Origin of the sequence: Allomuricauda sp. M10 (genome assembly GCF_020782875.1) — a bacterium.
Taxonomy (GTDB): Bacteria; Bacteroidota; Bacteroidia; order Flavobacteriales; family Flavobacteriaceae; genus Flagellimonas.
Window position 1 is genome coordinate 818,142 of the sequence record NZ_JAJGBN010000001.1, and the last position, 24,886, is coordinate 843,027.

25 protein-coding genes and 1 other RNA gene are annotated in these 24,886 nt (G+C 42.1%); 6 read left to right on the forward strand and 20 right to left on the reverse strand.

The window, feature by feature from the left end:
• Window positions 1–2 precede the first annotated feature (2 nt).
• The 4 genes from LKX84_RS03835 to LKX84_RS03850 form a co-directional block, all read right to left on the reverse strand.
• Window positions 3–662, reverse strand: a complete 660-nt coding sequence (locus tag LKX84_RS03835) for a YggS family pyridoxal phosphate-dependent enzyme (RefSeq protein ID WP_228235788.1) — start codon at window positions 660–662, stop codon at window positions 3–5.
• Window positions 663–695: 33 nt separating this feature from the next.
• Window positions 696–1,931 (reverse strand): DUF1015 domain-containing protein, encoded by a 1,236-nt coding sequence (locus LKX84_RS03840; RefSeq protein WP_228235789.1) that lies wholly within the window; start codon window positions 1,929–1,931, stop codon window positions 696–698.
• A 206-nt stretch (window positions 1,932–2,137) separates the two neighbouring features.
• Window positions 2,138–3,025: a 3-hydroxybutyryl-CoA dehydrogenase gene (locus LKX84_RS03845; RefSeq protein WP_228235790.1), complete on the reverse strand. Its 888-nt coding sequence runs from the start codon at window positions 3,023–3,025 to the stop codon at window positions 2,138–2,140.
• A gap of 53 nt (window positions 3,026–3,078) precedes the next feature.
• Window positions 3,079–4,044, reverse strand: coding sequence for a Gfo/Idh/MocA family protein (locus LKX84_RS03850; protein ID WP_228235791.1), 966 nt, complete (start codon window positions 4,042–4,044; stop codon window positions 3,079–3,081).
• 114 nt (window positions 4,045–4,158) lie between these two features.
• Here LKX84_RS03850 and LKX84_RS03855 point away from each other — a divergent pair, with 114 nt between their 5' ends.
• Entirely contained in the window at window positions 4,159–4,800 is a 642-nt protein-coding gene (locus LKX84_RS03855) for a protein-L-isoaspartate(D-aspartate) O-methyltransferase (RefSeq protein ID WP_228235792.1), read from the forward strand.
• Here the strand turns inward: LKX84_RS03855 and smpB are convergent.
• Window positions 4,797–5,258, reverse strand: coding sequence for an SsrA-binding protein SmpB (gene smpB / locus LKX84_RS03860; RefSeq protein WP_228235793.1), 462 nt, complete (start codon window positions 5,256–5,258; stop codon window positions 4,797–4,799). The genes LKX84_RS03855 and smpB overlap by 4 nt on opposite strands.
• Window positions 5,259–5,338: 80 nt before the next feature.
• Between smpB and LKX84_RS03865 the strand changes: the two genes are divergently transcribed.
• Window positions 5,339–6,076 carry a DUF6503 family protein gene (locus LKX84_RS03865; protein ID WP_228235794.1) on the forward strand — a complete coding sequence of 246 codons (738 nt, stop codon included), beginning with the start codon at window positions 5,339–5,341 and terminating at the stop codon, window positions 6,074–6,076.
• 2 nt (window positions 6,077–6,078) lie between these two features.
• On the opposite strand, the gene LKX84_RS03870 is transcribed toward LKX84_RS03865, so the two are convergent.
• Window positions 6,079–6,600 (reverse strand): SixA phosphatase family protein, encoded by a 522-nt coding sequence (locus LKX84_RS03870; protein WP_228235795.1) that lies wholly within the window; start codon window positions 6,598–6,600, stop codon window positions 6,079–6,081.
• A 71-nt stretch (window positions 6,601–6,671) separates the two neighbouring features.
• Here LKX84_RS03870 and LKX84_RS03875 point away from each other — a divergent pair, with 71 nt between their 5' ends.
• Entirely contained in the window at window positions 6,672–8,087 is a 1,416-nt protein-coding gene (locus tag LKX84_RS03875; RefSeq protein WP_228235796.1) for a PorP/SprF family type IX secretion system membrane protein, read from the forward strand.
• A 7-nt stretch (window positions 8,088–8,094) separates the two neighbouring features.
• Here LKX84_RS03875 and LKX84_RS03880 read toward each other — a convergent pair whose 3' ends face one another.
• The 5 genes from LKX84_RS03880 to clpB form a co-directional block, all read right to left on the reverse strand.
• Window positions 8,095–8,691, reverse strand: coding sequence for a TetR/AcrR family transcriptional regulator (locus LKX84_RS03880; protein ID WP_228235797.1), 597 nt, complete (start codon window positions 8,689–8,691; stop codon window positions 8,095–8,097).
• Between the two features lie 147 nt (window positions 8,692–8,838).
• Window positions 8,839–9,903 carry a dipeptidase gene (locus LKX84_RS03885; RefSeq protein WP_228235798.1) on the reverse strand — a complete coding sequence of 355 codons (1,065 nt, stop codon included), beginning with the start codon at window positions 9,901–9,903 and terminating at the stop codon, window positions 8,839–8,841.
• Between the two features lie 10 nt (window positions 9,904–9,913).
• Complete coding sequence (locus LKX84_RS03890; RefSeq protein WP_119648901.1) at window positions 9,914–10,381, reverse strand: RidA family protein; 468 nt, start codon at window positions 10,379–10,381, stop codon at window positions 9,914–9,916.
• 8 nt (window positions 10,382–10,389) lie between these two features.
• Complete coding sequence (locus tag LKX84_RS03895) at window positions 10,390–11,703, reverse strand: gluconate:H+ symporter (RefSeq protein WP_228235799.1); 1,314 nt, start codon at window positions 11,701–11,703, stop codon at window positions 10,390–10,392.
• Window positions 11,704–11,867: 164 nt separating this feature from the next.
• Window positions 11,868–14,471: an ATP-dependent chaperone ClpB gene (clpB, locus tag LKX84_RS03900; protein ID WP_228235800.1), complete on the reverse strand. Its 2,604-nt coding sequence runs from the start codon at window positions 14,469–14,471 to the stop codon at window positions 11,868–11,870.
• 142 nt (window positions 14,472–14,613) lie between these two features.
• Between clpB and ytxJ the strand changes: the two genes are divergently transcribed.
• Window positions 14,614–14,997: a bacillithiol system redox-active protein YtxJ gene (gene ytxJ / locus LKX84_RS03905; protein ID WP_228235801.1), complete on the forward strand. Its 384-nt coding sequence runs from the start codon at window positions 14,614–14,616 to the stop codon at window positions 14,995–14,997.
• 92 nt (window positions 14,998–15,089) lie between these two features.
• Here ytxJ and LKX84_RS03910 read toward each other — a convergent pair whose 3' ends face one another.
• Window positions 15,090–16,274: a hypothetical protein gene (locus tag LKX84_RS03910; protein ID WP_228235802.1), complete on the reverse strand. Its 1,185-nt coding sequence runs from the start codon at window positions 16,272–16,274 to the stop codon at window positions 15,090–15,092.
• 249 nt (window positions 16,275–16,523) lie between these two features.
• Here LKX84_RS03910 and glyA point away from each other — a divergent pair, with 249 nt between their 5' ends.
• Complete coding sequence (gene glyA / locus LKX84_RS03915; RefSeq protein ID WP_228235803.1) at window positions 16,524–17,798, forward strand: serine hydroxymethyltransferase; 1,275 nt, start codon at window positions 16,524–16,526, stop codon at window positions 17,796–17,798.
• Window positions 17,799–17,821: 23 nt separating this feature from the next.
• On the opposite strand, the gene LKX84_RS03920 is transcribed toward glyA, so the two are convergent.
• The 8 genes from LKX84_RS03920 to LKX84_RS03955 form a co-directional block, all read right to left on the reverse strand.
• On the reverse strand, window positions 17,822–18,478 hold the full coding sequence (locus LKX84_RS03920) for a hypothetical protein (protein ID WP_228235804.1): 657 nt from the start codon (window positions 18,476–18,478) through the stop codon (window positions 17,822–17,824).
• 173 nt (window positions 18,479–18,651) lie between these two features.
• A complete protein-coding gene (locus LKX84_RS03925; protein ID WP_228235805.1) occupies window positions 18,652–19,320 on the reverse strand; it encodes a histidine kinase in 669 nt (222 codons plus the stop codon).
• Between the two features lie 22 nt (window positions 19,321–19,342).
• Complete coding sequence (locus tag LKX84_RS03930) at window positions 19,343–21,424, reverse strand: sensor histidine kinase (protein WP_228235806.1); 2,082 nt, start codon at window positions 21,422–21,424, stop codon at window positions 19,343–19,345.
• Between the two features lie 86 nt (window positions 21,425–21,510).
• Complete coding sequence (locus LKX84_RS03935; RefSeq protein ID WP_228235807.1) at window positions 21,511–21,735, reverse strand: hypothetical protein; 225 nt, start codon at window positions 21,733–21,735, stop codon at window positions 21,511–21,513.
• Window positions 21,736–21,753: 18 nt separating this feature from the next.
• The gene (locus LKX84_RS03940; protein WP_228235808.1) at window positions 21,754–21,921 is read right to left on the reverse strand and encodes a hypothetical protein; all 168 of its coding nucleotides are present in this window, start codon (window positions 21,919–21,921) and stop codon (window positions 21,754–21,756) included.
• A gap of 138 nt (window positions 21,922–22,059) precedes the next feature.
• Window positions 22,060–22,794, reverse strand: a complete 735-nt coding sequence (locus LKX84_RS03945; protein ID WP_228235809.1) for a LytR/AlgR family response regulator transcription factor — start codon at window positions 22,792–22,794, stop codon at window positions 22,060–22,062.
• Window positions 22,795–23,240: 446 nt separating this feature from the next.
• Entirely contained in the window at window positions 23,241–23,630 is a 390-nt protein-coding gene (locus LKX84_RS03950) for an acyl-CoA thioesterase (protein ID WP_228235810.1), read from the reverse strand.
• Window positions 23,630–24,694 (reverse strand): glutaminyl-peptide cyclotransferase, encoded by a 1,065-nt coding sequence (locus LKX84_RS03955; RefSeq protein ID WP_228235811.1) that lies wholly within the window; start codon window positions 24,692–24,694, stop codon window positions 23,630–23,632. Before LKX84_RS03955 ends, LKX84_RS03950 begins: the two co-directional genes overlap by 1 nt.
• Window positions 24,695–24,770: 76 nt before the next feature.
• Here LKX84_RS03955 and ffs point away from each other — a divergent pair.
• Window positions 24,771–24,869: signal recognition particle sRNA small type (ffs, locus tag LKX84_RS03960), an RNA gene on the forward strand.
• Window positions 24,870–24,886 lie beyond the last annotated feature (17 nt).

Sequence of the window (24,886 nt, forward strand, 5' to 3'; positions counted from 1 at the left end):
TTTTACGAATAATTCCTTGACCCAAATATACTACTTCCAATGCGCACCATGGTACTACCTTCTTCAATGGCGATTTGGTAATCACCGCTCATCCCCATGGAAAGTATAGAAATGCCTGACAGCCTTTGTTTCAATTTTTCAAAAATGGATTTAAGATGGGCAAACTCCTTCCGGATTTGTCCTTCGTCCGAAGTGAAAGTAGCCATACCCATGAGCCCGACAACTTTTATGTTTTCCATTGTTTGAAATTCATCTGAGGCGATGAGTTCATTCAATTCCTGCTCATCCAAACCAAATTTGGTATCCTCTTCGGCAATGTGCATTTGCAGCAGACAGGAAATCACACGGCCATGCTTTTGAGCCTGTTTGTCAATCTCCATCAATAATTTCAGACTGTCCACACCATGGATCAACGACACAAATTCGGCCATGTATTTCACCTTGTTGCGTTGAAGGTGCCCGATCATGTGCCATTCAATATCCTTGGGCAAGGCCTCCCATTTCTCCACCATTTCTTGGACTTTGTTCTCCCCGAAAACCCGTTGACCCGCTTTGTAAGCCTCTAAAAGGGCTTCCTTTGGTTTGGTTTTGGAAACAGCGACCAAGGTAACGTTTGTTGGAATGTCCGATTTAATCTGTAGTAAATTGTCCTTAACTGACATTTTGCATTTTTGAATGTAGTTCAACTTAGAACTTCAAAGTTCGTAAATTGTGAGTCCACTACGAAGTTTTGGCTCAATATAGGTGCTTTTTGGTGGCATGGTCAATCCTGCATTGGCAATCGCCTTGATTTCTTCAACTGTTGTGGGAGACAAACTGAACCCGACAACAAATTCGCCTTGATCCACCCGTTCTTTCATTTGGATAAGGTTGTGTTTGCCAAAACCATAGGCAATCCGTTGGTCGTTCCGAAGGTCCGTAATATTTAAAATAGGTTCCAAAACGGTCTTGAACAGAATTTGTGTGTCCAATTGACTCAAAGCATTGGAAAAGGCATAGTTGGTCATCCGTAGATGCAACAAATAGAATTCCCCTTCCAAATACATGCTGAATTCGTGCTTTTTGGAAGGTTTGTAAAGCCCATCTTCCCGTTTTTCAATCCTGAAATGCTCATCTAGCTTGATCAAAAATTCTTCCTTGGTTAACCCGTTCAAATCCTTCACCATTCGGTTGAACTCGTAAATTTTGATTTGCGATTCAGGAATCAAATACGCCATAAAATAATTGTATGGCTCGGTTCCGTTGTGTTCAGGGTTTTCATTTTGAAGTTGTTCCGCGAGCAAATGACTTGAGGCACTTCGGTGGTGACCGTCCGCAATATAGAGGGCATCCAGTCCATCAAAAGCATTTTGCAGTTTTTCGATTCCTTCGGGATAGGAGATTTTCCAGAGTTTGTGGTTCACCTTGTCCGTGGTGGTAAAATCATATTCCGGTTCCCGTTGGATTTTTTTCTGGAAGATTTCATCCACAGTGGGATTGTCCGGATAGGTCATCAAAACAGGTTCGGCATTAAAGCCGACGGAATAGAGGTAATCCGCAAACAATTCTTCCCGATGATGAAGGGTGTCCTCGTGTTTTTTAATGACGTCGTTCCTGTAATCCTCAACACTACAGGCACAGAAAAACCCCAGGCTTTTAAAATCGTCTTTCTCAATTTGATAGAGGTAGAAGCTTGGTTCTTTGTCTTTTAGGAATACGTTTTCCTCCAAAAATTCAAGATATCGGTTGCGGACCAAGTGAAAACGTTCTTTTCCTGTAATATGCTTTTCAAACTTAAACCCCGGATTGATGATATGAAGGAACGAAAATGGATTGAACTGCAGAATGGCCTGCAACTCCTCCGGACCATATTCCTCATAAGATCGGGACGCCACAAAAAAAGCCTTGTCCTTGGTAGGGCGAATGGCCTTGAAAGGTTTTACTATGGCCATGAAATTTTCATTTGGTTTAGGTGATTATCCAACAATTTAGTGCTGTTATTTTTCAACATATAAAAATCCCATGTCATTTCGAACAAAGTGAGAAATCTCACTTCAATTTATTCGGCTGGAGATTCCTCGTCGCATTGCTCTGTCGGAATGACGGCCAAACCCAATATGGAAGTTTTTAAATGCAAGAGATTTAAATTGTTAGATGTTTATTTAAACTGTGCCGAAACCTTTTCCGCTTTCTTGGACTCGGAATAATCGTAAAAACCTTCCCCGGATTTCACACCCAATTTGCCTGCCATCACCATGTTCACCAACAAGGGGCAAGGAGCATATTTCGGGTTTTTGAAACCATCGTACATCACGTTCAAAATGGAAAGACAAACATCCAAACCGATAAAATCGGCCAGTTGTAACGGACCCATGGGGTGGGCCATGCCCAATTTCATCACCGTATCAATTTCGGTAACACCGGCCACTCTATTGTAGAGGGTTTCAATGGCTTCGTTGATCATCGGCATTAGAATGCGGTTGGCTACAAAACCAGGATAATCATTGACTTCCGTGGGCGTTTTGCCCAATTTTTCCGAAAGCTCCATGATGGTTTTGGTCACTTCGTCCGAAGTGCTGTATCCACGAATGATTTCCACCAATTTCATGATGGGAACCGGGTTCATGAAGTGCATACCGATGACCTTGTCCGGACGTTGGGTCACGGAAGCAATCTGGGTAATGGAAATGGAAGATGTATTGCTGGCCAAAATGGTCTGTGGCTGACACATTTCATCCAAATCCTTGAAAATCTTAAGTTTGATGTCCAAATTTTCAGTAGCGGCCTCTACCACAAGTTCGGCTTCCGAAACGCCGTCCATGATGTGGGTAAAAGTTGAAATATTGGCCAAAGTGGCCGCTTTGTCCGACTCTTTGATGGATTCCTTGGCCACCATGCGATCCAAGTTTTTGGAAATGGTTGCCAAGCCACGTTCCAAGGAAGCCTGAGAAATATCGATAAGGTTTACGCTGAAGCCACTCTGCGCAAATACGTGGGCAATACCGTTGCCCATGGTTCCTGCGCCTATTACCGCTATTTTTTTCATGGAAATGCTATTATGTTTTGGTTATTCTCTCCGAAGATTGAACGAACAGTAAATTATTTTTTAAACGATTCAATGATCTGAAGGGCCACCCGCAACGCGTTGGTGCCTTGTTGAAGCGTAACCACCGGGGTAGTATCATTGTTGATGGCATCCGCAAAGGTTTCCAGCTCATCCAAAATGGCATTGTTCACGTCAATTTCTGGATTTTCGAAATAGATTTGCTTTTTCACACCTTCCGCATTTTGAAGGATCATATCAAAATCCCCAGGTTTTTCGGGAGCATCCTTCATTTTCACCACTTCTACTTTCTTTTCCAAAAAGTCCACAGAAATATAGGCGTCTTTTTGAAAGAAGCGTGATTTGCGCATGTTTTTCAAGGAAATACGACTAGATGTAAGGTTGGCAACGCAGCCGTTTTCGAACTCGATTCTGGCGTTCGCAATATCAGGGGAGTTGCTGATGACGGAAACCCCACTGGCATTGATCTGTTTTACTTCGGAGGGAACAACGCTCAAGATCACATCTATATCGTGGATCATAAGGTCGAGCACCACAGGAACATCCGTTCCCCGTGGATTGAATTCCGCCAAACGGTGGGTCTCGATGAACATGGGATAGCCAATTTTTTCCTTTACCGCCAAAAATGCTGGATTGAAACGTTCCACATGTCCAACTTGGCCCTTTACACCATATTTTTGGGAAAGAACCAACAGTTCCTCGGCTTCTTCCAAGGTATTGGTGATGGGTTTTTCAATAAAGATGTGCCTGCCCTTCTGAATGGATTTTTTGGCACATTCGTAATGGGAAAGGGTAGGGGTCACAATATCGACCACATCCACGGCATCGATCAAATTATTGATGTTTTCAAAATAGGTGTACCCGAATTCGGCGGCCACCTTTTTTGCATTGATCTCATCGGGATCATAAAATCCCACAAGCTCATATTTCCCCGATTGGTTTAAGAGTCTAAGGTGAATTTTCCCCAAATGTCCTGCACCCAGAACACCAACTTTAAGCATAGTATTCAATTTTGTCAAAAATACGGATATGATGGCACTTTGCCTCAAAAAATAAAAAGTAACTAAGGGTATTTTTTAGAGAACTTGTTAAATTCGTGGACCAGACCAATGACCATGAAGGATACGCTCAAGCATAGGGGAATGCGCAATAAATTGGCCGAAATTGTGGAAGCCAAGGGGATAACGGACAAGAAAGTTTTAGAGGCAATAAAGACCATTCCAAGACATTTGTTCTTGGATAGTGGTTTTGAGGACCACGCCTATCAAGACAAGGCCTTTCCCATTGGTGCGGACCAAACCATTTCACAGCCGTATACCGTGGCTTTCCAGACAGAGCTCCTTCAGGTGAAACCTAACGATAAAATCCTTGAAATTGGCACAGGAAGTGGTTACCAAACAGCGGTTTTACTTCATTTAAAGGCAAGGGTCTACACTATTGAAAGACAACAGGAACTTTTCAAAAAAACCAAACTGTTTTTTACCAAAATGGGTTATCGACCAAAAAAAATGATATTTGGTGATGGCTACAAAGGATTGCCCGAAGAAGCTCCATTTGATGGCATCATTGTTACTGCCGGCGCACCTGAAGTACCAAAAGCCTTGATGTCCCAGTTAAAAGTTGGGGGCAGATTGGTGATTCCTGTTGGGGAAAACGAACAGGTCATGACACTCTTCCTTCGGAAATCAGAAAAAGAATTTGAAAAGCGGGAATTGGGTGCCTTTAGGTTCGTTCCGTTGCTGGAAGATAAAAATTAGTTGTTGAAACTTTTTTTCACGCGGTCCAGGTTCCGTTTGGTGTCGCGATCCTTAATGGTATCCCGTTTGTCATACAGTTTTTTACCTTTTGCCAAGGCAATGTTCACTTTGGCCAAACCTCTGTCGTTAAGAAAAAGATTCAAGGGGATGATGGTAAGTCCAGAGGTGGTCACTTCCTTGCGAAGTTTTTTCAACTCCCTTTTGTTGAGCAACAATTTACGTTCTGCTTTGGGTTTGTGGTTGTAATAACTGCCATGGCTGTATTCATCAACCTGCATGTTCACCACAAAAAGTTCTCCCTTATCATTAAATTCGCAAAAGCTTTGGGACAGGTTGGCCTTGCCCAAACGAATCGATTTGATTTCAGTTCCACCCAATACGATGCCTGCCGTGTAGGTATCGAGGATCTCGAAATCAAACCGGGCCCTTTTGTTTTTTATGTTGATATTTTGCTGCATCGTGTGCAAAAGTATAAACTCTTAGTCAAGTAAATTGTAATGTTATGCTAGATTTTACGATTATGAACAAAACCAAAACCATGAAGTATCTGTTTGCTGTCGCTTTCCTTATCCTATTTGTTTCGTGCAAAGAAAATGCACCCAAACCGTTGACTGCCCAAGAAATTGTGGATAAGGCCATTGAAGCGAGTGGAGGGGAGCTTTACAAAAACCATAGCACCGGTTTTGCATTTCGGGGTAAAACCTATCACTCTAAAAATGAAAACGGAAAAATTGTGTTGGATCGGATTTCTGCAACGGATTCCATTACCATTCGGGATGTGAAAAATGGGAATGATTATGAGCGATATATCAATGATTCGTTGGTCGCCGTTCCTGATAGCATGGCTGTTCGATATGCCAACTCGGTTAATTCTGTGCACTATTTTGCCCGATTACCCTATGGATTAAATGATGGTGCCGTAAACAAGGAATTATTGGGAAAAGAAACTATTGGCGGTAAGGAATATTACAAGGTCAAGGTAACTTTTGACCAACAGGGTGGTGGCGATGATTTTGACGATACTTACCTATATTGGTTTGATATAGAAACTTTTAAAGCGGATTACCTGGCTTATGACTTTCATGTGAACGGAGGTGGACAGCGTTTTAGAAAAGCCTATAACGAACGGTATGTGAACGGTATCCGTTTTGTGGATTACGAGAACTATAAGGCCAAAAATGTGGATTCCGATATTTTGGAAATCGGACAACTTTACAACAAAGGGGAACTCGAATTGTTATCCAAAGTAGAACTGACCAATATTCAGGTAGATTAAGGTCAATCCATTTTTAACCGGATATCGGTAGGCACTCCATCAATGATCCGAACGATGAACAAATTGCTGTTGTCTGTATCATCTATTTGTTCATATTTTTCAATCCCGATCATTTTGTTCACAAAATCTGGAATGGTGTTGCTATGACCCACAACCAGCACATTTTTTCCTTCATTGATTAACTTGAATTCCTCCACATCCAAAGTTTTCGGGTCGTAGTATTGCACATCTACATTTTGTTTTACCGAAGTAGGTGCGGCGGTCATAGTGGTGCGCTCGTAATTGGTGGAATAAATGGCATCCATAGGAATGGCGTCGAATACTTCGGCCCATCTTATGGCACGGTCCAAACCATCCTGATTAAGCTCTGGGTCCGGGTTTTCAGGATCTGTCCTGTCTTTTTCCGCATGACGGATAAAATAGAAAGTAGAGATTACAGGTTCTACATTTTTCGTATCTTTTTTGCAGCTGATACTTCCAATGATTAAAATTGCAATGGCAATCAATGGTTTGATGGTTCGCATAGTACAGATCTAAAGTTCCCGTGTTTTTGTTTAGCTGATCTAAAAGTAACGTTTAATTTTTATTTTCTCGTATGCATAGGTACTTGGTCTTTTTCTCGTGTGCACTGATTTGTATCGGGTTATCTGCCCAAGAGCCCGCTTTGCCAACTGATTTTAGGCAACACTCGTTAACGCAATTCAACTCTAGTCTTTGGAATGCTACCTATGCTTACGATTGGAACCAACCCAATTCCCTTTCCGTTTGGTCGCGTTGGCAATGGCAGACCATTGATGGGGATCCCTCTTCTATTTTTGCCAATTACACCCATAGTTTAGGGCCAAAAGCAACTTTCGGGATTGGCTTTTTGCAGCATAATACGGGTACCTTTCTGAATACGGGAGGCAATGCCAATTTTGTATATGCCTTCCCTATCAATGATGATGTAAAACTGTTGGCAGGTATCAATGTTTTTGCGTTTCAACAAACGGTGGCAGACGAACAGTACGGGACCAATGAAGGGTTGGACCAAGCGACTTTGGAAAGTTTTGAAGGGTTCCGGGTAAAATTCTCGCCTGCCCTGCGTCTTATGGTAAATCGATTCGGGGTTGGTTTGGCCTTTGAAAATGGCTTCGGATTTAATCTTTCGGATAGTGAAAGTGCAACTGCCAATAATTTCAAAACGATTATTGGAACCTTGAGCAACGATTTCCCATTAGCTATTTTTCAAGATTGGGGCGAAACTTATTTTAGGCCCGTGGTGTATGTTAAATCGATACCCTACTTGGATACCCAATTCGGGATCAATGGATTACTTTCTACGCCAAAATTTTGGGTTCAGGGCGGATACAACAGTTTTTATGGAGTTTTTGGAGGATTGGGGGCCACTTTCGCTAAGTCTTTCTCTATTGGCGGGCTAGTGGAGTTTGGAACGGATCCCGAATTGGATGCAAAGGATCCCACTTTGGAATTGATAGCGTCCTACAACTTCGGAAAAACGGAAAAGAAAATCAGGGAACCTGAACCTGATGAGGAAGAGGAAGTGGTTACGGAAGACCAAATGAATGAAGAAGCACAAAGACAAGAGGAATTGGAACGCGAGAGACAATTGGCCCTTCAAAGAGAACAGGATTCCATTGCCCAGGCACAACAGTTGGCCTTACAATTGAAGGCCCAACGTGAAAAGGACAGTATTGCTGCCTTGCAAACCCAAAAAGTGGAGCTTCGACCCAATGAAAAATATGAAGAGGTAGAAAATGAGGAAGGTGTAGCCCCTGGTTTTTACTTGATTGCCAATGTGTACGGTACCCAAAAGTATTTTGATAATTTCATGAAAACCTTGCGCCAGAAGGGATTGGAGCCTAAATCGTTTTATAGAAAAATCAATAAGTACAATTACGTGTATTTGGAACGATACAATTCCATGGATGAGGCAAGAAAGGCAAGGGATAGCAAGTTCTTTGGAAAATACCCCGATAAGACTTGGATCTTCAGGGTGAAAGGAAATTGAGAATACTTTATTTTTTGATTTCCTTTTTGACCAAATGCTCCAGATAGGTCAAGGTGTTGATCAAATATTTCCGGTCACGGGTTATGGTACTCATAGAAATGGCACCTTGAATCATTGTGAACAATTGTTTGGCAAATTGAAGTGGCGGCAGGGATAGGTGCAATTCATCACTTTTGGCACCATTTTCCAAAACAAGGGCAATTTTACCTTCAATATCCTTAATGGTTTCCCTAACTGCAGCCGATAAAAGGGTGTTGTTCCCTTGTGAATCCACACCAACGTTCAGGATAGGACAACCTCCCATGGGAAGGGTAAACACATCATATTGCTTATAAAATTGAATCAAGGTAAAGAGCTTGTCCATAGCTCCTTCGTGCTCCCCTAATTTAGCATCGATGGCAGATAGTAGCTGATTGCGATTGTATTCAAAAGCAGATAGGGCCAATGCTTCCTTGTTCTCAAAATTGCCATAAATGGCACCTTTGGTAAGGCCGGTTGCCTCAGTCAAATCACTCATGCTGGTCCCCACATAACCGTGTTTGTTGAAAATGGGGGCCACGGTCTCAATAATGTAAGCGGTGGTTCGCTCTGCTTTCTTGGTCATGGAGCAAAAGGTTGGTTTAGGGTGAAACTAAGATATAAAAAAAGAGATACTGTTTGGTATGCTACCTAACAAATGCCTTCATTTTAACAGAGTTTCACCTTTAAAACCACCAGAATGGCTTTGATTTGACATCAAACTGTAATTCGTTTATGCCCAAACCCTTCTTAAGAAGTTGAGAAAATTAAGATTCATGATCTTGTCAATATCCGTTTGGCTATACCCTCGTTTTTTTAGGAGGTCCGGAACTTTTTGAAGGTCGGCAATGGTATCCATGTCCGCAGGGCTTTGTTCCAATCCATAACCGCCATCCAAATCGGTACCAATGCCCACATGGTCTGTATTGCCTGCCAATTGACAAATGTGATCAATGTTATCGATCATGATTTCTAAAGTGACACCCATATCCTTCGGTGTAGATTTTCCTCGGACCCAATTGGGAACCATCATCCAAGCATCCAAAACAACCCCGATAACAGCTTTTCTTTGGATCAATTCCTTGATTTGCTCATCTGAAAACTGCCTGTTGTGATCTACAAGCTTCCGGCAATTGTTATGACTCGCCCAAACGGGGCCATTATAGACTTTCATCGATTCCCAAAAGCTCATGTCGCACAGGTGTGTGGCATCCAGAATCAGGTTGAGTTCCTCTATTTTTTTCAATAGTTCTTTTCCTTTCGCTCCAATTCCGCCCACAGAATCCGTTCCATAGGCATAAACTCCAGGGCCGTAATGCGCAGGACCGATAGCCCGTAAACCACTTTCATAGGATTGTTCCAAATAGTCCAAATCCACAATGGAATCGGCACCTTCCAGACTAAGAATAAAACCAATGGGCTTGTTGGATTGGTCAGTTTGCCACAGCGCCAAATGGCTTTCCATGTCGTTCAAATTCTTAATCTGAACCATTTCACAGGCCTTTTCCATGGATTTGTACCACGCTAATTGTCCTTGGGTCTGTGCCCAAGCTTGATGCTGGGAATGCCATCCGGGCAGGCGATTCTCTTTTTTTACATATCGGGCAATTTGCGTCGCAACGCAAAGACCGATGTTGCCCTCTCGCATGGCAGGCAGCGAAACCATATTCTTGCCACGGTCTGGCTTGTCGGTCTTTCCTGCTTCACGTTCCCTAATTTCTGGTACGGCAAGCGTTAAATCCCGATTCCACTCCATGGCATTCATGGAAAGGTCTAGATGGGCATCAAAAATGAACATAACAGGTGTCTTATGGATGAAGTTCGAACATGGCCTCGATTTCCACGGCAATGTTGCCCGGGAGCATCATGCCTACGGCGCTACGAACGCCTATACCGTTATCTTCGCCGAAAACATCGGCCATCAATTCGCTAAAACCATTGATCACATAGGGTTGATTGCCAAAATCAGGGGTACAGTTCACCATCCCTAGCACTTTGACCACTCTTTTGATTTTATCCAAGCTGCCAAAATGGGTGGAAATGGTAGAAAGCATGGTCAAACCCACTTGACGGGCGGCCAATTTTGCTTGATCCTTGTCTAGGTCATCCCCGGCGCGGCCAACCATCTTGGAGCCATCCATGTTAATGGGCCCTTGACCGGATACGTATAAAAAATTATCCACGACCAATATTGGTTTGTACACCCCTGCAGGTGGTGGAGCGGGAGGAAGTTGAATATTCAATTCCTCTAATCGTTTGGTAGGCAAACTTTGCATATATCTAATTAAATGATTGTATTTAAAACCAAAACCCCAATGAGGCCCATGATGCCCACAAGGGTTTCCATGACCGTCCAAGTAGACAGGGTTTCCTTTACCGAAAGGTTGAAGTATTCCTTGAACATCCAAAATCCGGTATCGTTGACATGGGAGAGCATCAAACTTCCGGAACCGATGGCCAAAACCATCAATTCTGGACTCACTCCAGTGCTGGAAGCCAAGGGTAAAACAATTCCTGCAGCGGTCAATCCGGCTACGGTAGCTGAACCCACACTGACCCTGATGGCAGTGGCAATAAGCCAGGCCAAAATCAAGGGAGATATGCTGGAACCCTTCAGACTATCGGCAATGTAATCGCTTACATGGCTGTCTATCAACACTTCTTTCAAAGCCCCGGCACCGGCAATGATCAATAAAATCATGGTGATACCAGTTACGGATGAAGTTAAGGAGGCCATGATTTTGGACATTTCCTTCCCTTTGGCAATGCCTAAGGAATAAATGGCGAAAAGCACCGAAATTAATAAAGCGATGACAGGATTTCCGATGAAGGTGAGGATGCTGCGAAGCAAACTTTCCTCCATAAAATTTTCTGCCACAATCGCGATTCCAATTAAAAGAATAGGGGATAGGGCAGTAAAAATACTGATGAAAGTAGAGGGTAGTTCTTCCTCTGGAATACTATTCGGGTTGTAAAATTCTTTAAGCGGTTTGGCCTCCACCTTTTTGATGGTACGCGCAAACAAAGGTCCAGCCACAATAATGGCAGGAATGGCAATAAAAAGACCGTACAACAAGGTTTTGCCGATATCCGCATTGAACATAGCCGCAATGGCGGTGGGTGCAGGGTGGGGTGGAAGGTAACCATGCGTTACAGAAAGCGAAGTAAGCATCGGTAAACCAACATAGAGCAATGGAAGCCCTGTGGAATACGCAACGGTAAACACTAAGGGAATCAGGATGACAAAGCCAACGGAATAGAACATCGGAATCCCAACAATGAAACCGGTGATGACCATGGCCCATTGCACGTGTTTCAATCCAAATTTGGCCACCAATTGGGTGGTTATCCGTTGTGCGGCACCGCTATCCGCGACCAATTTGCCCAACATGGCGCCAAGCCCAAGGATCAATACCAAAAAGCCCAAGGTATTGCCAATTCCCCGTTGAATGGACAGCACCAGGTTTCCCAGTTCCATGCCCTGAAAAATTCCAACAAAAAGGCAAACAATGATAAAGGCTAAAAAGGCATTCAGTTTTACTTTGGCAATCAGCAAGAACAAGAGAAGAATGCCGAGAACGGCTATGATTAGTGGCATGGGTCGGTTTTCAGTTTGTAGCTAAATATGTGTCGCTAGCTAAAATAAGGATTTAAATGTAAAGACCTAGTCCGATTTTGATATCCAACAAATTTGACTTTACCGTAAACAAAAACCTTCCCCAATTGCTCGAGGAAGGTTTCGCCTTGTAGTGAATTGTTTAATTATTTCTGAATCAACTCATCCTGATTTCTGAATACCAGTTCGTCATCAAAGGAATCCAAAAGTACAATGCTGTCCGATTGGATCTTACCTGCCAACAACTCTTTGGATAGATTGTTAAGCACCTCTTTTTGAATCAATCGTTTAACGGGTCTTGCACCATATTGAGGGTCGTACCCTTTTTGTGCCAAGTAATCGATGGCTTCTTGGGTAGCATCCAAAGTGATGTGCTGTTTGGCCAACATTTTCTTCAAGCTGTTCAACTGAAGTCCCACAATATCCTTGATGTCCTTTTTGTTCAAAGGTGCGAACATGATGATGTCGTCGATTCGGTTCAAGAATTCAGGACGGATGGTTTTACGCAACAATCCCAAAACTTCTACCCGTGCAGCTTCCGAAGCACTTTCCATGTCGATGGCGTTTTCAAACTTTTCCTGAATGATATCACTTCCCATGTTACTGGTCATGATGATGATAGAGTTTTTGAAATCGGCCAAACGACCTTTGTTGTCCGTCAACCTTCCCTCATCCAAAACCTGCAAGAGAATGTTGAAGGTGTCAGGGTGCGCTTTTTCTATCTCGTCCAATAAGACCACGGAATAGGGTTTTCTTCTCACGGCCTCGGTCAATTGACCGCCCTCGTCATAACCCACATATCCGGGAGGTGCACCCACCAATCGGCTCACAGAGTGACGCTCTTGGTATTCGCTCATATCGATTCGGGTGATGGCATTTTCATCATCGAACAGATAAGCGGCCAAGGTTTTGGCCAATTCCGTTTTACCCACACCGGTAGTTCCCAAGAATAGGAAGGAACCGATGGGTTTCTTCTCATCCTGTAGACCTGCCCTACTTCTTCTAATCGCATCAGAAACGGCAGTGATAGCCTCATCTTGACCAATCACCCGTTGATGGAGCACATCTTCCAACTTCAATAATTTTTCACGCTCGCTCTGCATCATTTTGGTGACAGGGATTCCGGTCCATTTGGCGACCACTTCCGCTATATCCTCATAAGTCACCTCTTCTTTGATCAACGTGCCTGCGGTTTGCTGTTTGGCAAGCTCATCTTCCAACTTGTCCAGTTTTTCCTGGGCTTCTTTGATCTTGCCATAACGTAGCTCGGCCACTTTTCCGTAGTCCCCATTACGTTCGGCACGTTCGGCTTCCATTTTATAGTTTTCAATATCTTCCTTGGTTTTTTGGATATTGTCCACCACCGTTTTTTCACTTTCCCATTTGGCAAAGATCTCATGTCGCTCTTCCTTCAAATTGGCCAGATCCAGGTTCAAGGTCTGTAATTTGGCCTTGTCGTTTTCCCTTTTGATGGCTTCTATCTCTATTTCGAGCTGCATGATCTTTCTGTCCAATACATCCAATTCTTCGGGTTTGGAGTTGATTTCCATTCGAAGTTTGGAAGCGGCCTCGTCCATAAGGTCGATGGCCTTATCTGGTAAGAACCGGTTGGTGATATAGCGTTGTGACAATTCCACTGCACCGATTACCGCCTCGTCTTTAATACGGACCTTGTGGTGTGCCTCATATTTTTCTTTGATACCCCTAAGGATGGAGATGGCACTTTCGGTATCGGGCTCGTCTACCATTACTTTTTGGAATCGACGTTCCAGAGCTTTGTCCTTCTCAAAGTATTTTTGGTACTCATCCAAGGTTGTGGCACCAATGGCGCGGAGTTCACCCCTCGCCAAGGCAGGTTTCAATATGTTTGCGGCATCCATGGCTCCCTGTCCACCTCCAGCACCCACCAAAGTGTGGATCTCGTCAATAAACAGTACAATATTACCGTCTGATGAGGTTACCTCTTTTATGACAGCTTTAAGTCGTTCCTCAAATTCCCCTTTGTATTTGGCGCCAGCAATCAAGGCACCCATATCCAAGGAGTAAATGATCTTGTCCTTCAAGTTTTCAGGCACGTCTCCTTGTACAATTCGATGGGCCAACCCTTCGGCAATGGCAGTTTTACCCACACCGGGTTCTCCTACCAACATAGGGTTGTTCTTGGTACGCCTAGACAAAATCTGCAAAACTCTTCTGATTTCCTCATCCCTACCGATTACGGGGTCCAATTTGCCACTGTCAGCCAACTGGTTCAGGTTCTTGGCGTATTTGTCCAGAGAGTTATAAGTTTCCTCGGCACTTTGTGAGGTCACCTTACCTCCTTTGCGCAACTCCTGTATGGCAGCGGTCAAATCTTTTTCGGTTACGCCTTGATCTTTGAGGATTTGGGAGATTTTACTTTTTGACTTGAAAATGGCCAACAGTAAATGTTCCAAGGAAACGAATTCGTCCCCCATGTTCTTGGCCACTATGCTAGCTTCGTTAACGGTTTTTCCTGCTTCTCTTGACAACATGATATCTCCTCCCGAAACCTTGGCGAAACTTTGAAGTTCCTTATCCAAGATTTGGTTCAGCAGGTTTACGTTTACGTTCAATTTCTTCAAAATGAAGGGAAGCACGTTTTCATCCACTTCTGAAATAGCTTTGAAAAGGTGTTCGTTCTCAATTTGTTGATGCCCTAATTCTTGGGCCAATTGCTGGGCCCGTTGAATGGCTTCCTGTGATTTTATGGTAAAATTATTAAAGTTCATCGTCGTTGTTTTTCTCTCTATAGTCAAGAATCCTACCAGCGTAGAATTACCGTCAAAATGTCTGATAATCCTTAAAAATAAAGGACATTTAGTCAGGTGTAAGCTTTTTGAAGTACAACGACCTATGAACTAAATTTGCAGTATGGGAATATTTGACAGTGTCTTCGGAAAGAAGGAAAAACAAGAGCAAAAGCAATTGCCTTGGATAGAATTAAATGATAGGACTCAATTGGATATGATTTTGGAAAAATCAAACCAAAGAGCACAGGTAATCTATAAACACTCCAGCACCTGCGGGATCAGCAGTATGGTGTTGAACATGTTTACCAATTCCTATGATCTGGAAACGGATTGTGACCTCTATTTTTTGACCATTCAGCACCACAGGGACATTTCCAATGAAATTGCCCATAAGTTTCGTGTTCGTCATGAATCACCTCAGATGTTGATCATCAAAGATGGGGAAGTGACTTTTCATACTTCGCATGGGGCGATAGCGGATATAGACTTTTCAAAATATTTGTAGAGACGAAAAGTCGAGAAAATGTCGGTTCGAGCGCAGTCGAGAACTTTTTCTCATCTCGACTGCGCTCGATGTGACACTATTCCAAAATTGAATTAATTGAATTGATATTTTGAGACAATGCCTTTCAGCCTCGCTTTGAGGTCTTCTCCGGCATCATATACCATTTGTTCATTGGATGGGAAAGGAACTTCCCTAGCGTTCAGATAAACCAAAAGGTCGTCTTCCAAAGCTCTTTTATCACCTTGATAATTGGCGAACACATGTTCAAAAACAAACTGGCTGGAAAGAGGATAAGCATTGATTTCCTGACCGTTGTTTAAGTCGGTGAACCGAACCTTAGCCCCAATTTGGGCACTTTTGGTTTGGGTGAACTGGAAGAACTTACAAGTAACGGTACGCATTTTATCAACCTTGATCTTATTGCCCAAGCTGTCCTTCACAACATTTCCATTTTTGTCCAATAAGTATTCCCAACCATCCTTGATCTGTTTCTCCTTGATGATTTGGGTTTCGTTTACACGCTCAGGAGAGACATTGATTTCCATGAAATCGAGGTTCATGGCATAATCATACTTTACATTGGCCAATGGGTTGGTGTGGTATTGCAACCAGAAATTGTCAATGCCGAAAGCATTAAAATCCAATAGTTCGCTTTCCAAACGCTCAGGAATGATCTGCTCGGTCTGATTAGCAATCTCTACACGAACATATTCCAATCCTTTGTTGTAGGCTTGGTCCATTTTGGCAATGGTTTCCTTGTATCCGGGATTTATTTCCTGAAGATACTTCAAATCGTCATAGGCGGCCCTAAAATCCGCTTTGTATTCGGCTGTGGCCAACAAATTTGAGGCGTTTTCGTAAAGATGCTCGGATAGATCATCCTTGGTAGCCAGAATTTTATTGTCGTAGTTCACAAAATTGAACTTGGCATTTCTGCCTTCGTCATTAATATGAAGTGGAAGCAGAGGTTTGATCCTTTCTTGGATCTGTTTCAACTGCAAATACTTATTGTAGATGTTTTCCAAATTGGCCGGATTGCCATCATTTTGCAAGAAAGCGATTTCCTGCTGTTCCCTTTCGGTATGCTTGGCAAAGGCCTCTTCCAAAAGTGTGATGTATTCCTGATTCCCTTTTTTGGTCTTGTTTTCAGCCAAGTTTTTAATGGCCTTGTTCATTGCGGTAACATAGTTTCCGGTATTCAGGGCCTCTTGGGTTTTCTTGACACCTCCACAAGCGGCAAGAACGATAATTGTGGTTAAGAGTAGAACTTTTTTCATGGTCGTCGATTTTACTGGTTACTTAGGCGGGTTCAAGAGCTGTGCCAAAAAACCACTTCTTATTAACGAAAAAGGATGAACGGTAGTATATTTTCGGTGAAAAGCTTAGAAATGAGTGTTTTGAGGCATTCTTACAAAAGGTAAAAATTGTTAATTGCCGTTTGATAAATTTGATGGTCAATCCACTTTTTTTAGGTTTTAATCCCCTTTCAATTTGTAATTTTACCGCTTATTAAAAAACCATAGGCAATGCAACGAGACCAAGCGATTTTCGATTTGATAGCAAAAGAAAAGGAAAGACAGATTGAAGGAATTGAATTGATAGCTTCCGAGAACTTTACCAGTCCACAGGTAATGGAAGCGGCAGGTTCGGTTTTAACGAACAAATATGCAGAAGGCTATCCGGGAAAACGCTACTATGGTGGTTGTGAGGTCGTGGACCAAGTGGAACAATTGGCTATTGACCGTGCCAAGGAATTGTTCGGGGCCGTATATGCTAACGTGCAGCCCCACTCGGGTTCTCAGGCCAACGCTTCGGTTTACCATGCTTGTTTACAGCCTGGTGACACCATTTTGGGATTTGACCTTTCGCATGGAGGGCACTTGACCCATGGATCACCCGTAAATTTCTCTGGAAAGTTGTACAATCCCGTTTTTTATGGTGTTGATGAAGAAACCGGAACCTTGAACTACGACAAGATCCAAGAAATTGCGGATAAGGAAAAACCGAAATTGATTATCGCTGGTGCCTCTGCCTATTCCAGGGATATGGATTTTAAACGCTTCCGGGAAATTGCGGATAGTGTCGGCGCCATTTTGGTTGCGGATATTTCGCACCCTGCGGGACTTATCGCCAAAGGAATCCTGAACGATCCTATTCCACATTGCCATATTGTGACCACAACCACCCACAAAACCTTGAGAGGTCCTCGTGGTGGCCTTATATTGATGGGCGAAAACTTTGACAATCCGTTTGGTATTACTTTGAAAAATGGGGAACTAAGGAAAATGTCAGCACTTTTAGACCTTGCCGTTTTCCCAGGAAACCAAGGTGGTCCGTTGGAACACATCATAGCCGCCAAAGCAGTTGCTTTTGGAGAAGCACTTTCCGATGATTTCTTGCATTATATGATCCAAGTGAAGAAAAATGCCGCAGCTATGGCCAAGGCATTCATGTCCCTGGATTACAAAGTTATTTCTGGCGGAACGGACAACCATATGATGTTGATCGACCTAAGGAACAAGAACATTACCGGTAAGGATGCGGAAAAAGTGTTGGAACATGCCGCTATCACGGCCAATAAGAACATGGTACCGTTCGATACCCAATCACCTTTTATTACTTCAGGTATTCGTTTTGGTGCTCCGGCCATTACTACTAGGGGATTGAAGGAAGCCGACATGGAAACCATTGTTGGCTTCATCGATGAGGTGATCAAGGATCCTGAAAACGAAAAGAAAATAGCCCAAATAAAACAAAAGGTCAACGATTTGATGAAGTCGCGACCTTTGTTCAGTGCTTAGTATTTGCTTACAAGTACTATGTTTTATTCGAAAAGGAACAAATCTTCCTTTTCCAGTTTTTTGCTGTTCAGGGAATAGATCATGGCTTCATGCTGGGACTGATTTTCAAAATAAAGCCCCCAATAATCAAAATACCCATATTGGGCCGTTTTGGTACGCGGGTTTTCCAAGGTGGTATCTTCAAAAACAGGAACAAAGATTTCATAGGGCATTTCGGTCAATCCTTTGGTGAAGTACACAAAATGTTGTCCGATGCCAGAAATGATTGGCCCCAATTGTTTGACGATGCTATGTTCGTATAATCGGGATATGATGATGGAAGTCTCTGCAAAATGCAGGGAAAGCTCCAATATATCTAGTGAATGGTTGTTCTGGGAATTCAATTTTTTAAGTGCCACTTCCACGGATGATGACATGGTGGATTGACTTTCTTCAGAAAATGTAACGCCTCCCCAGTCCCCATTATTAAAATGCCTAAGACAGTCAATCAGCCCAAAATTGAGATGCAGGTCAAGGATCAGATCCGCCCTGTTCTCGGCATGGTTAAATTTACATTGGACCTTGGCCGATGCAAAAAAGTCCTTTTCCAAAGTTTTTAGAAAATCGTCGAGTCCGTTAGCGGCCTCAAATACCTTTGCGCCACTGTTACGATTGCTATTGGTTTTTCTTGGGAACGACATATTTTATGGGAGTAATTTTCTTTTTCCTTAAAAATAGGATGAATCTTCCTGACGGGATTACACGAAAACCTTAAAAATTCTATGGGTTTCCCGTAATTGTAGGGGGTTTACGGCAAGAAAGCGTCAATAAAAATTACTAAAACATGCTTTTTGAAGGTCGGCTTATTTTAGGGCTAAATAAAGCCTCTATTTTTCGCTGCTAGGATAAGGGCCAGATCGTTCTCGTTTTCGGTGCCAAAAAGTGTCTTTAAGTGCCGTTTTCTATTTTCAATGGAAGAGGGGGAAAGCCGAATGTATTTCTCAAGATCCTTGTTCTTGGTCCCTTTGGAAAGGTGAAATAATATTTGCTTGTCCTTTTCGTCCAATTCAATATCGTTGGCCATTTTTCTGCGGATGGCGGAGAGTGCCTTGGAGGAATAATACGGAGGGTCCGAGATGATAGTTTTTACAGCATCTTCCAAGGTTCTTGGGTCAATGTCGGTTTTCACCAAATAACCATCAGGGTCCACTGTTTTTAAGATGCTGTTGATCCTGTAATTGTCACTAAAGGAGGACATGAATACGATCTTGCTTTCAGGGACGATCTTTCGGGCCAAAATACCCAAATCCTCACCGGAGTGTGGTTGTTCTTCGTTAGGGGCAAAAAGTTGCACGTCCAAGAATAGAATGTCGTATTTAAAGGAATGCACGGAATCCTCGATGAGTTTTTTGCCCGCTTCGTAAGTGGTGGCTGTGTCCACAATAATGGTATGGCCTTCCAGTTCAATGCCCTCCAGAATAAACTTGTATCCGAGCATGGTCATTTCATGGTCATCTATGGCTAAAATTCTAAGCGTTTCCATTTCAAATTTTTATTAGCAAAAGTTAGGTGTTCAACACTTCTTTGCGTTCTACTGCATCCGAATCGATATAAATGGCAGGAATGGTCACCGTAATGGTGGTGCCTATTCCTTTCTTGCTGTCAATATCGAGCGCAGCGTGTATTTTTTTAGCTCGTGAAATGATGTTTCGCAATCCAATTCCACGTTTTCCCTTGTTCAAATCAAATCCGACGCCGTCATCCATAATGGTCAATTTCAATTTGTTCCCAACGGATTCAAAAGAAATATCCACATGTTTACTTTTGGCGTGTTTGACGCAATTTTTAAGTGCCTCTTGGACAATTCGGTAGGCATTGATTTTGATGTCTCCCAACAAATTATCCCAATTTACTTTGTTGTCAAAAGTAAAAGAACATGATATGCCGGAAGAGTTTTGGATACCATCGATCATATCTTCCAACGACACAATAAAATTATGAAATTTTTCATAAGAGGCATTGTTGAGCTCATGCGAAATGGTCCTGATCTCTTCTTCCACGTCCCTTAGTTTTTCAATGAGTCCTGCGCGTTGGGTAACCGATGCTTCATCTTCGCGTTCGTTCAATCCGCTTAAAATGAGTCGAATACCGAGCATTTCTCCCAAAATGCCATCATGGAGCTCTTCCGAAATTCGTTTTTGCTCCAATTGTTTCCCTTCTTCAAATTTACCTTGTTGGGACAACATGAGGTTGTAGATTTCTTGGTTGCTCTCTTGTTGTTTTTGACGGAATTTGAGTCGGCTATTGTTGATGTAAAGGGTTACGATGATCAAAAATGCAGCACCAAAAAGGATAAGGGCGAGTGCCGCACCGACCCAAACCTGTTTCTCTTGGGTAAGGATCTCGTTTTTTTCGATGACCTCATCGGTTTCCAAACGTATACGGGCAAACTTGTCCCTTTTGGTGCGCTCTTCTTCTTGAATGGCCTCATTGAGCTTGGAGTATTCCTCAAAATATGATTTTGCATTGGCGGTATCCAATTGTCCCAATAATTGAAGGGTTTCCAGAGAGCGATCGTTGTTATAGGTTTCTTTGGCAATATCATGGGCTTCTTTAGCTAACTGAATTGCCTTTATGGTATCACCTTCAAATGCCAAAAGCTCTGCATAATATTGTTTTGGTCGTGCAAGATCTTGTTCTTTACCTTGTTCATTGGTGACCACTAACGCTTCGTTTAACAGACTCGCCACTTTTTCTAAGTCTCCGCCAGATTTAAAAATGGAGTATGCAAGTCCTGAAATAGCTTTGGTATATAAATCGGGGTCTTGCTCTCTAAATTTGGTATCGGTAAGGAGTTTGGAGTAGGTGTCAATGGCATTGGAGTATTCCTTCATTCTCATGAGGGTACTGGCAATATTATTTTGGTTAATCCAAACAAGGTTTTGACTTTCTGAAGGTTCCAAATTTTCCAGATATTCCCCGGCCTTTTTATAATACATCAAGGATTCGTCAAATTTTTTCATTCCCCCTGAAATGACACCCAAGACATTATAGCAATTGTGAATTCTTTTATAGTCTTCAAGCTCATCAAATATTTTTAAAGCATTGTATAAACTATTTTCAGCACCCAAATAATCTTTATATGAGTCTTGAATCCTAGCCATATTATAAAACATGATTCCTATCGATTGAAGTGATTCGTCACGGGGAAGTTTTTCAAAGTTGTTCAATGCTTTTTCGTAGTGATAAAAAGCACTGTCCAGGACCGAATAGGATTCAAAAAAATGGGCCAAATCCCAATGAGAATTACCCAATTCCATAAACAACCTAGCGTCTCTTGCCTGTTGAATTACATTGGCACTTGATTTTCTAAAGTTCAATGAATCCTTTAGGTTTTTGTATACTAAAGAAATATTGGAAAGTTGATTTACACGAGTTGTATCATTTTTTAATCGACCAGCACTCCTTTCTGCTTTCTCTAAATAAAATTTTCGATCTTCATAGGATAATTCCTGAGCTTTTTTTGCTACCGCCAACCATTCTTGTATTGAATCAATTTCTGGACTGGAAGATGCTTCTTCCTTATTTCTTTTCTTGCTACAGCTGAAAATGAACAATGTTGCCAGTAAAAAAATGAATACTTTCAATTGATAGGTGCTTGAGTCATCATCCAAATTAATAAAAAAGCCCCAAAACTTTACAGGTTAGGGGCTTTGATATATTAATTGTTCGGTCAAAAAGTCCGTTGTTCGCCAACATTGAGTTCCAATCTAGCTAAACTCTGTTTTCTCACTCCTACTTCAATACGATGTTTGAATTGAATTTCCTGGAGTTCTTCCAATGTTTTGGCTTCACTTATATATTTAGAATCTTTATTCAAGATACGTTCATCTTGCTTATAAATAATAAGCATTGCTAAAATAATCAGGTTTAGAAGTATCCGTGATGCACTTCTCATGATTCAATCTTACTTCTATTATTGTCCTCTTCCTTCTGAAACAGTTCCTTCGCCATCTGTAGCGCTCTGGTCTACCTTCAATTGTTTAAAGGTTGCTTCGGTGTCCTGTACATCGGTATCCGCTTCGCAAGAATAAAATCCAACGGTCAATAATGCGATTGCCAAAATGCTTACTACTTTTCTCATAATGCTAGGTTTTAGGGTGTTAAAATTGGTTTATGGAGCCAAGATATATAGACCCTGATAGCTTATTGTGTAAGGCAAAATGAGTTTAGTGGAATACGGAATTCTGTGAGTATTCTACAGGATTTTGATAGAATTTGGTTAGTTGAGTGCCTTTACCGCCGTTTTGGAGAGGATTTCCTTCAGCATATCGATCTTGTCCTTGTACGTTTTGGAGAAAGGTAGTTCCTCTTCACGGTCATGGCTTAAGGTACAAATGGATTTGCCATAATTGATGCGTGAAACGTAGCGACTGTTCAAGATATAGCTTTGATGGATCCTGATGAATCCTTCCGGAAGTTTATCCTCGAACGATTTTAGCGTCTTGAATGCACTGATTACATTCCCGTCCTTCATATAAAAGTCCGTGGTATTGTTGTCCGACTTTAGATACAGGATGTTTTTGGTATCCAAATAACGGTAATCATTATAGGACTTGAGGCAAATCGTAGAGGGAATATCCTGTTTTGGATGCAGCTTCCTTAAACGGAGAATGGTCTTTCTGATGTCAAACTCGTTGTGGGGAAGGATCCAATAATCAAAGAAACCGCTTTTAATGGCGTTGTAGGCGTACTTTTTAGTGGTAGCGTACCCAATGATAATAGGTAGGGAGGGCATATACTGGTTCAGTTCGGTCACCATTTGAAAATAGTCCATCCCGTCTTCACCTAAATTGATCAATACAAGGTCCGGGGAATGTTTCAAAAGGGTATTCAGCCCTTCCGATGCACTGGTGGCTACTCCGGAACAAGTCAAATCTTCATACTCCTCCAAATAGAGCTGCAATTGTAGCTTGGAAGTAGCGTTCGAGTCAATGATGTTATAGGTATATTCCATGTGCAAAATGCTGATTGCAAGTTACTAACGCCCATAAAAATCCCATTGCAGTTTTCCCTTAAAAAAACTATGGGTTTCATTACAAATCGATTGATTTTCCTACAGCTTCTCTTAAAAATTCGTTAATTCACAAAAAGTGGTAACGAAAAATGAGTTTGCAACAAGTTAATTTTCAGGGGGATTTTTATTGAAGTTTTACTGCTTCAACGTTTTGGAATTTTGGTTGGATATTGCCTGAATGAGTAGATATTTCGCATAAGTTCGGTCGGTTTTTTGGTCGTTTGTTTCTTTGGTCTACTACTAGTTTACGACTTGAAGTGGTTTTATCCTAATTTTTGGAACCTTAATGACCTCCCGAATCCCTGTTATTCGATGAACTACATAAATAGATGCGAATTATTCTAAAAATCCGATCAGAACTTGATAAGTGTGAAGCGAATTAACGCTCACATAAAAAGTGACTGAACCGCCTCCGGTACCCGTTTTGGTCGGAAAGTAACGGCATCCAAAAGGCACCATTCCGTAACACCTTTCACCAACAGTTCATCGCTGTCTTTTTTCTTGATTTCTACGATTCGTGTAGAAATAGGTCCCTTGTTACTTTCAATATAAGTGTTGATCAGGATGGTATCGCCCAAAAGGGCAGATTTATGGTACGAAATATAGTGGTTCCGAACCACCCAGATCATTTCCTTCCTCATGTCCTCCGTGGTCACTTTTTCCCAATGATTTTTGGAGATTGTCTGGATCCATTCCACATACCGAACATTGTTTACGTGGTTCAAATCATCAAGGTCATCTTGTACCACCTCAAAGACTTCCGAAAAGGTTTGCATCAATTCTTTTTAAGGATTTGCACCTCGAACAGTTTGTCCCAGTTTTTGCCGGTTACAAAAAAGGTCTTTCTTTCGGGGTGATAGGCCACTCCGTTCAATACCGAATTGGTATCATCCCATTCCGACCCCTTTTTTACTTGGCTTTTGAGTCCGCCAAAATTGATGACCCCTTCAATGGCCCCGGAAGTGGCATCAATGATCATCATGCTTTCCTTTTGGTAAACGTTGGCGTAAAGTTTTCCATTCACATATTCCAATTCGTTGGCCATATTGAAGATGGATTTGTTGGTCACCGTCTCTACGTGGCCCGTTTCTTCCAAGGTTTCAGGATCAAGGAACCAGATTTTTTCAGTACCATCACTCTTGAATATTTTTTTGCCATCATTGCAAAGTCCCCAGCCTTCCCGGCTTTTACCATAGGTAAAGCTTTTGATTTTTTCAAGATTGGAGGCATCATACACAAAGCCCATTCCACTTTGCCAGGTTAGCTGGTACAGTTTGTTGTTCATTAAGGTGATGCCCTCTCCAAATAGGGAATTGTCGATGTCTATTTTTTGAAGTACTTCGCCTGTTTCAAAATTCACTTTCCTTACAGAGGACGCGCCACGTTTCCCGGTACTTTCATAGAGCAAACCATCATGAAATTCCAATCCCTGCGTGTACGCTTTGGTGTCATGTGGATAAGTGTTGATGATTTCATAGGTATACACTTCAGGAGCGGAAGCGGCCAAAAGCCTCAAATCTTCTTCAACTTCTACGGATTGACCGTCCAAATCAAATTTGGCGATCAATTTTTTGTTGCCCAAAGTGGGAAGATCCAAAGTTATTTTTCCATTTTCAACAGGTAATTCCTTTCCATCCATATAATATGTAAGGTTGGAAATTTCGAGTCCTTTCTTGTTTTTTAAGGCGACGCCAACCTGTTCATTTTGATGTAGGGTCTTGTTTTCCAATTGAATGGAAAAGAATTTGGAAGGGTCCGAATTGCCTCCGCAGGCCAAAAAGAAGAGAAGGATTCCCGTTAAAGAAAAAAGTTTCACCATGGTCTTAATTTCATTTTTCATGCGATCTGTTCCTAGAACTTCGAAATTAAGAATGAATTGGGATTGCGACAAATTTAAAAGGTCGTATATTTGCACTCGGCAAGTCCTACACGACCAGCTCCCGTAGAATCCCCCAGGGTGGGAACGCAGCAAGGGTATATGGTTGTAGCGGTGCGATGTAGGTAGCTTGCCGTTTTTTGTTTCCAGAATTTA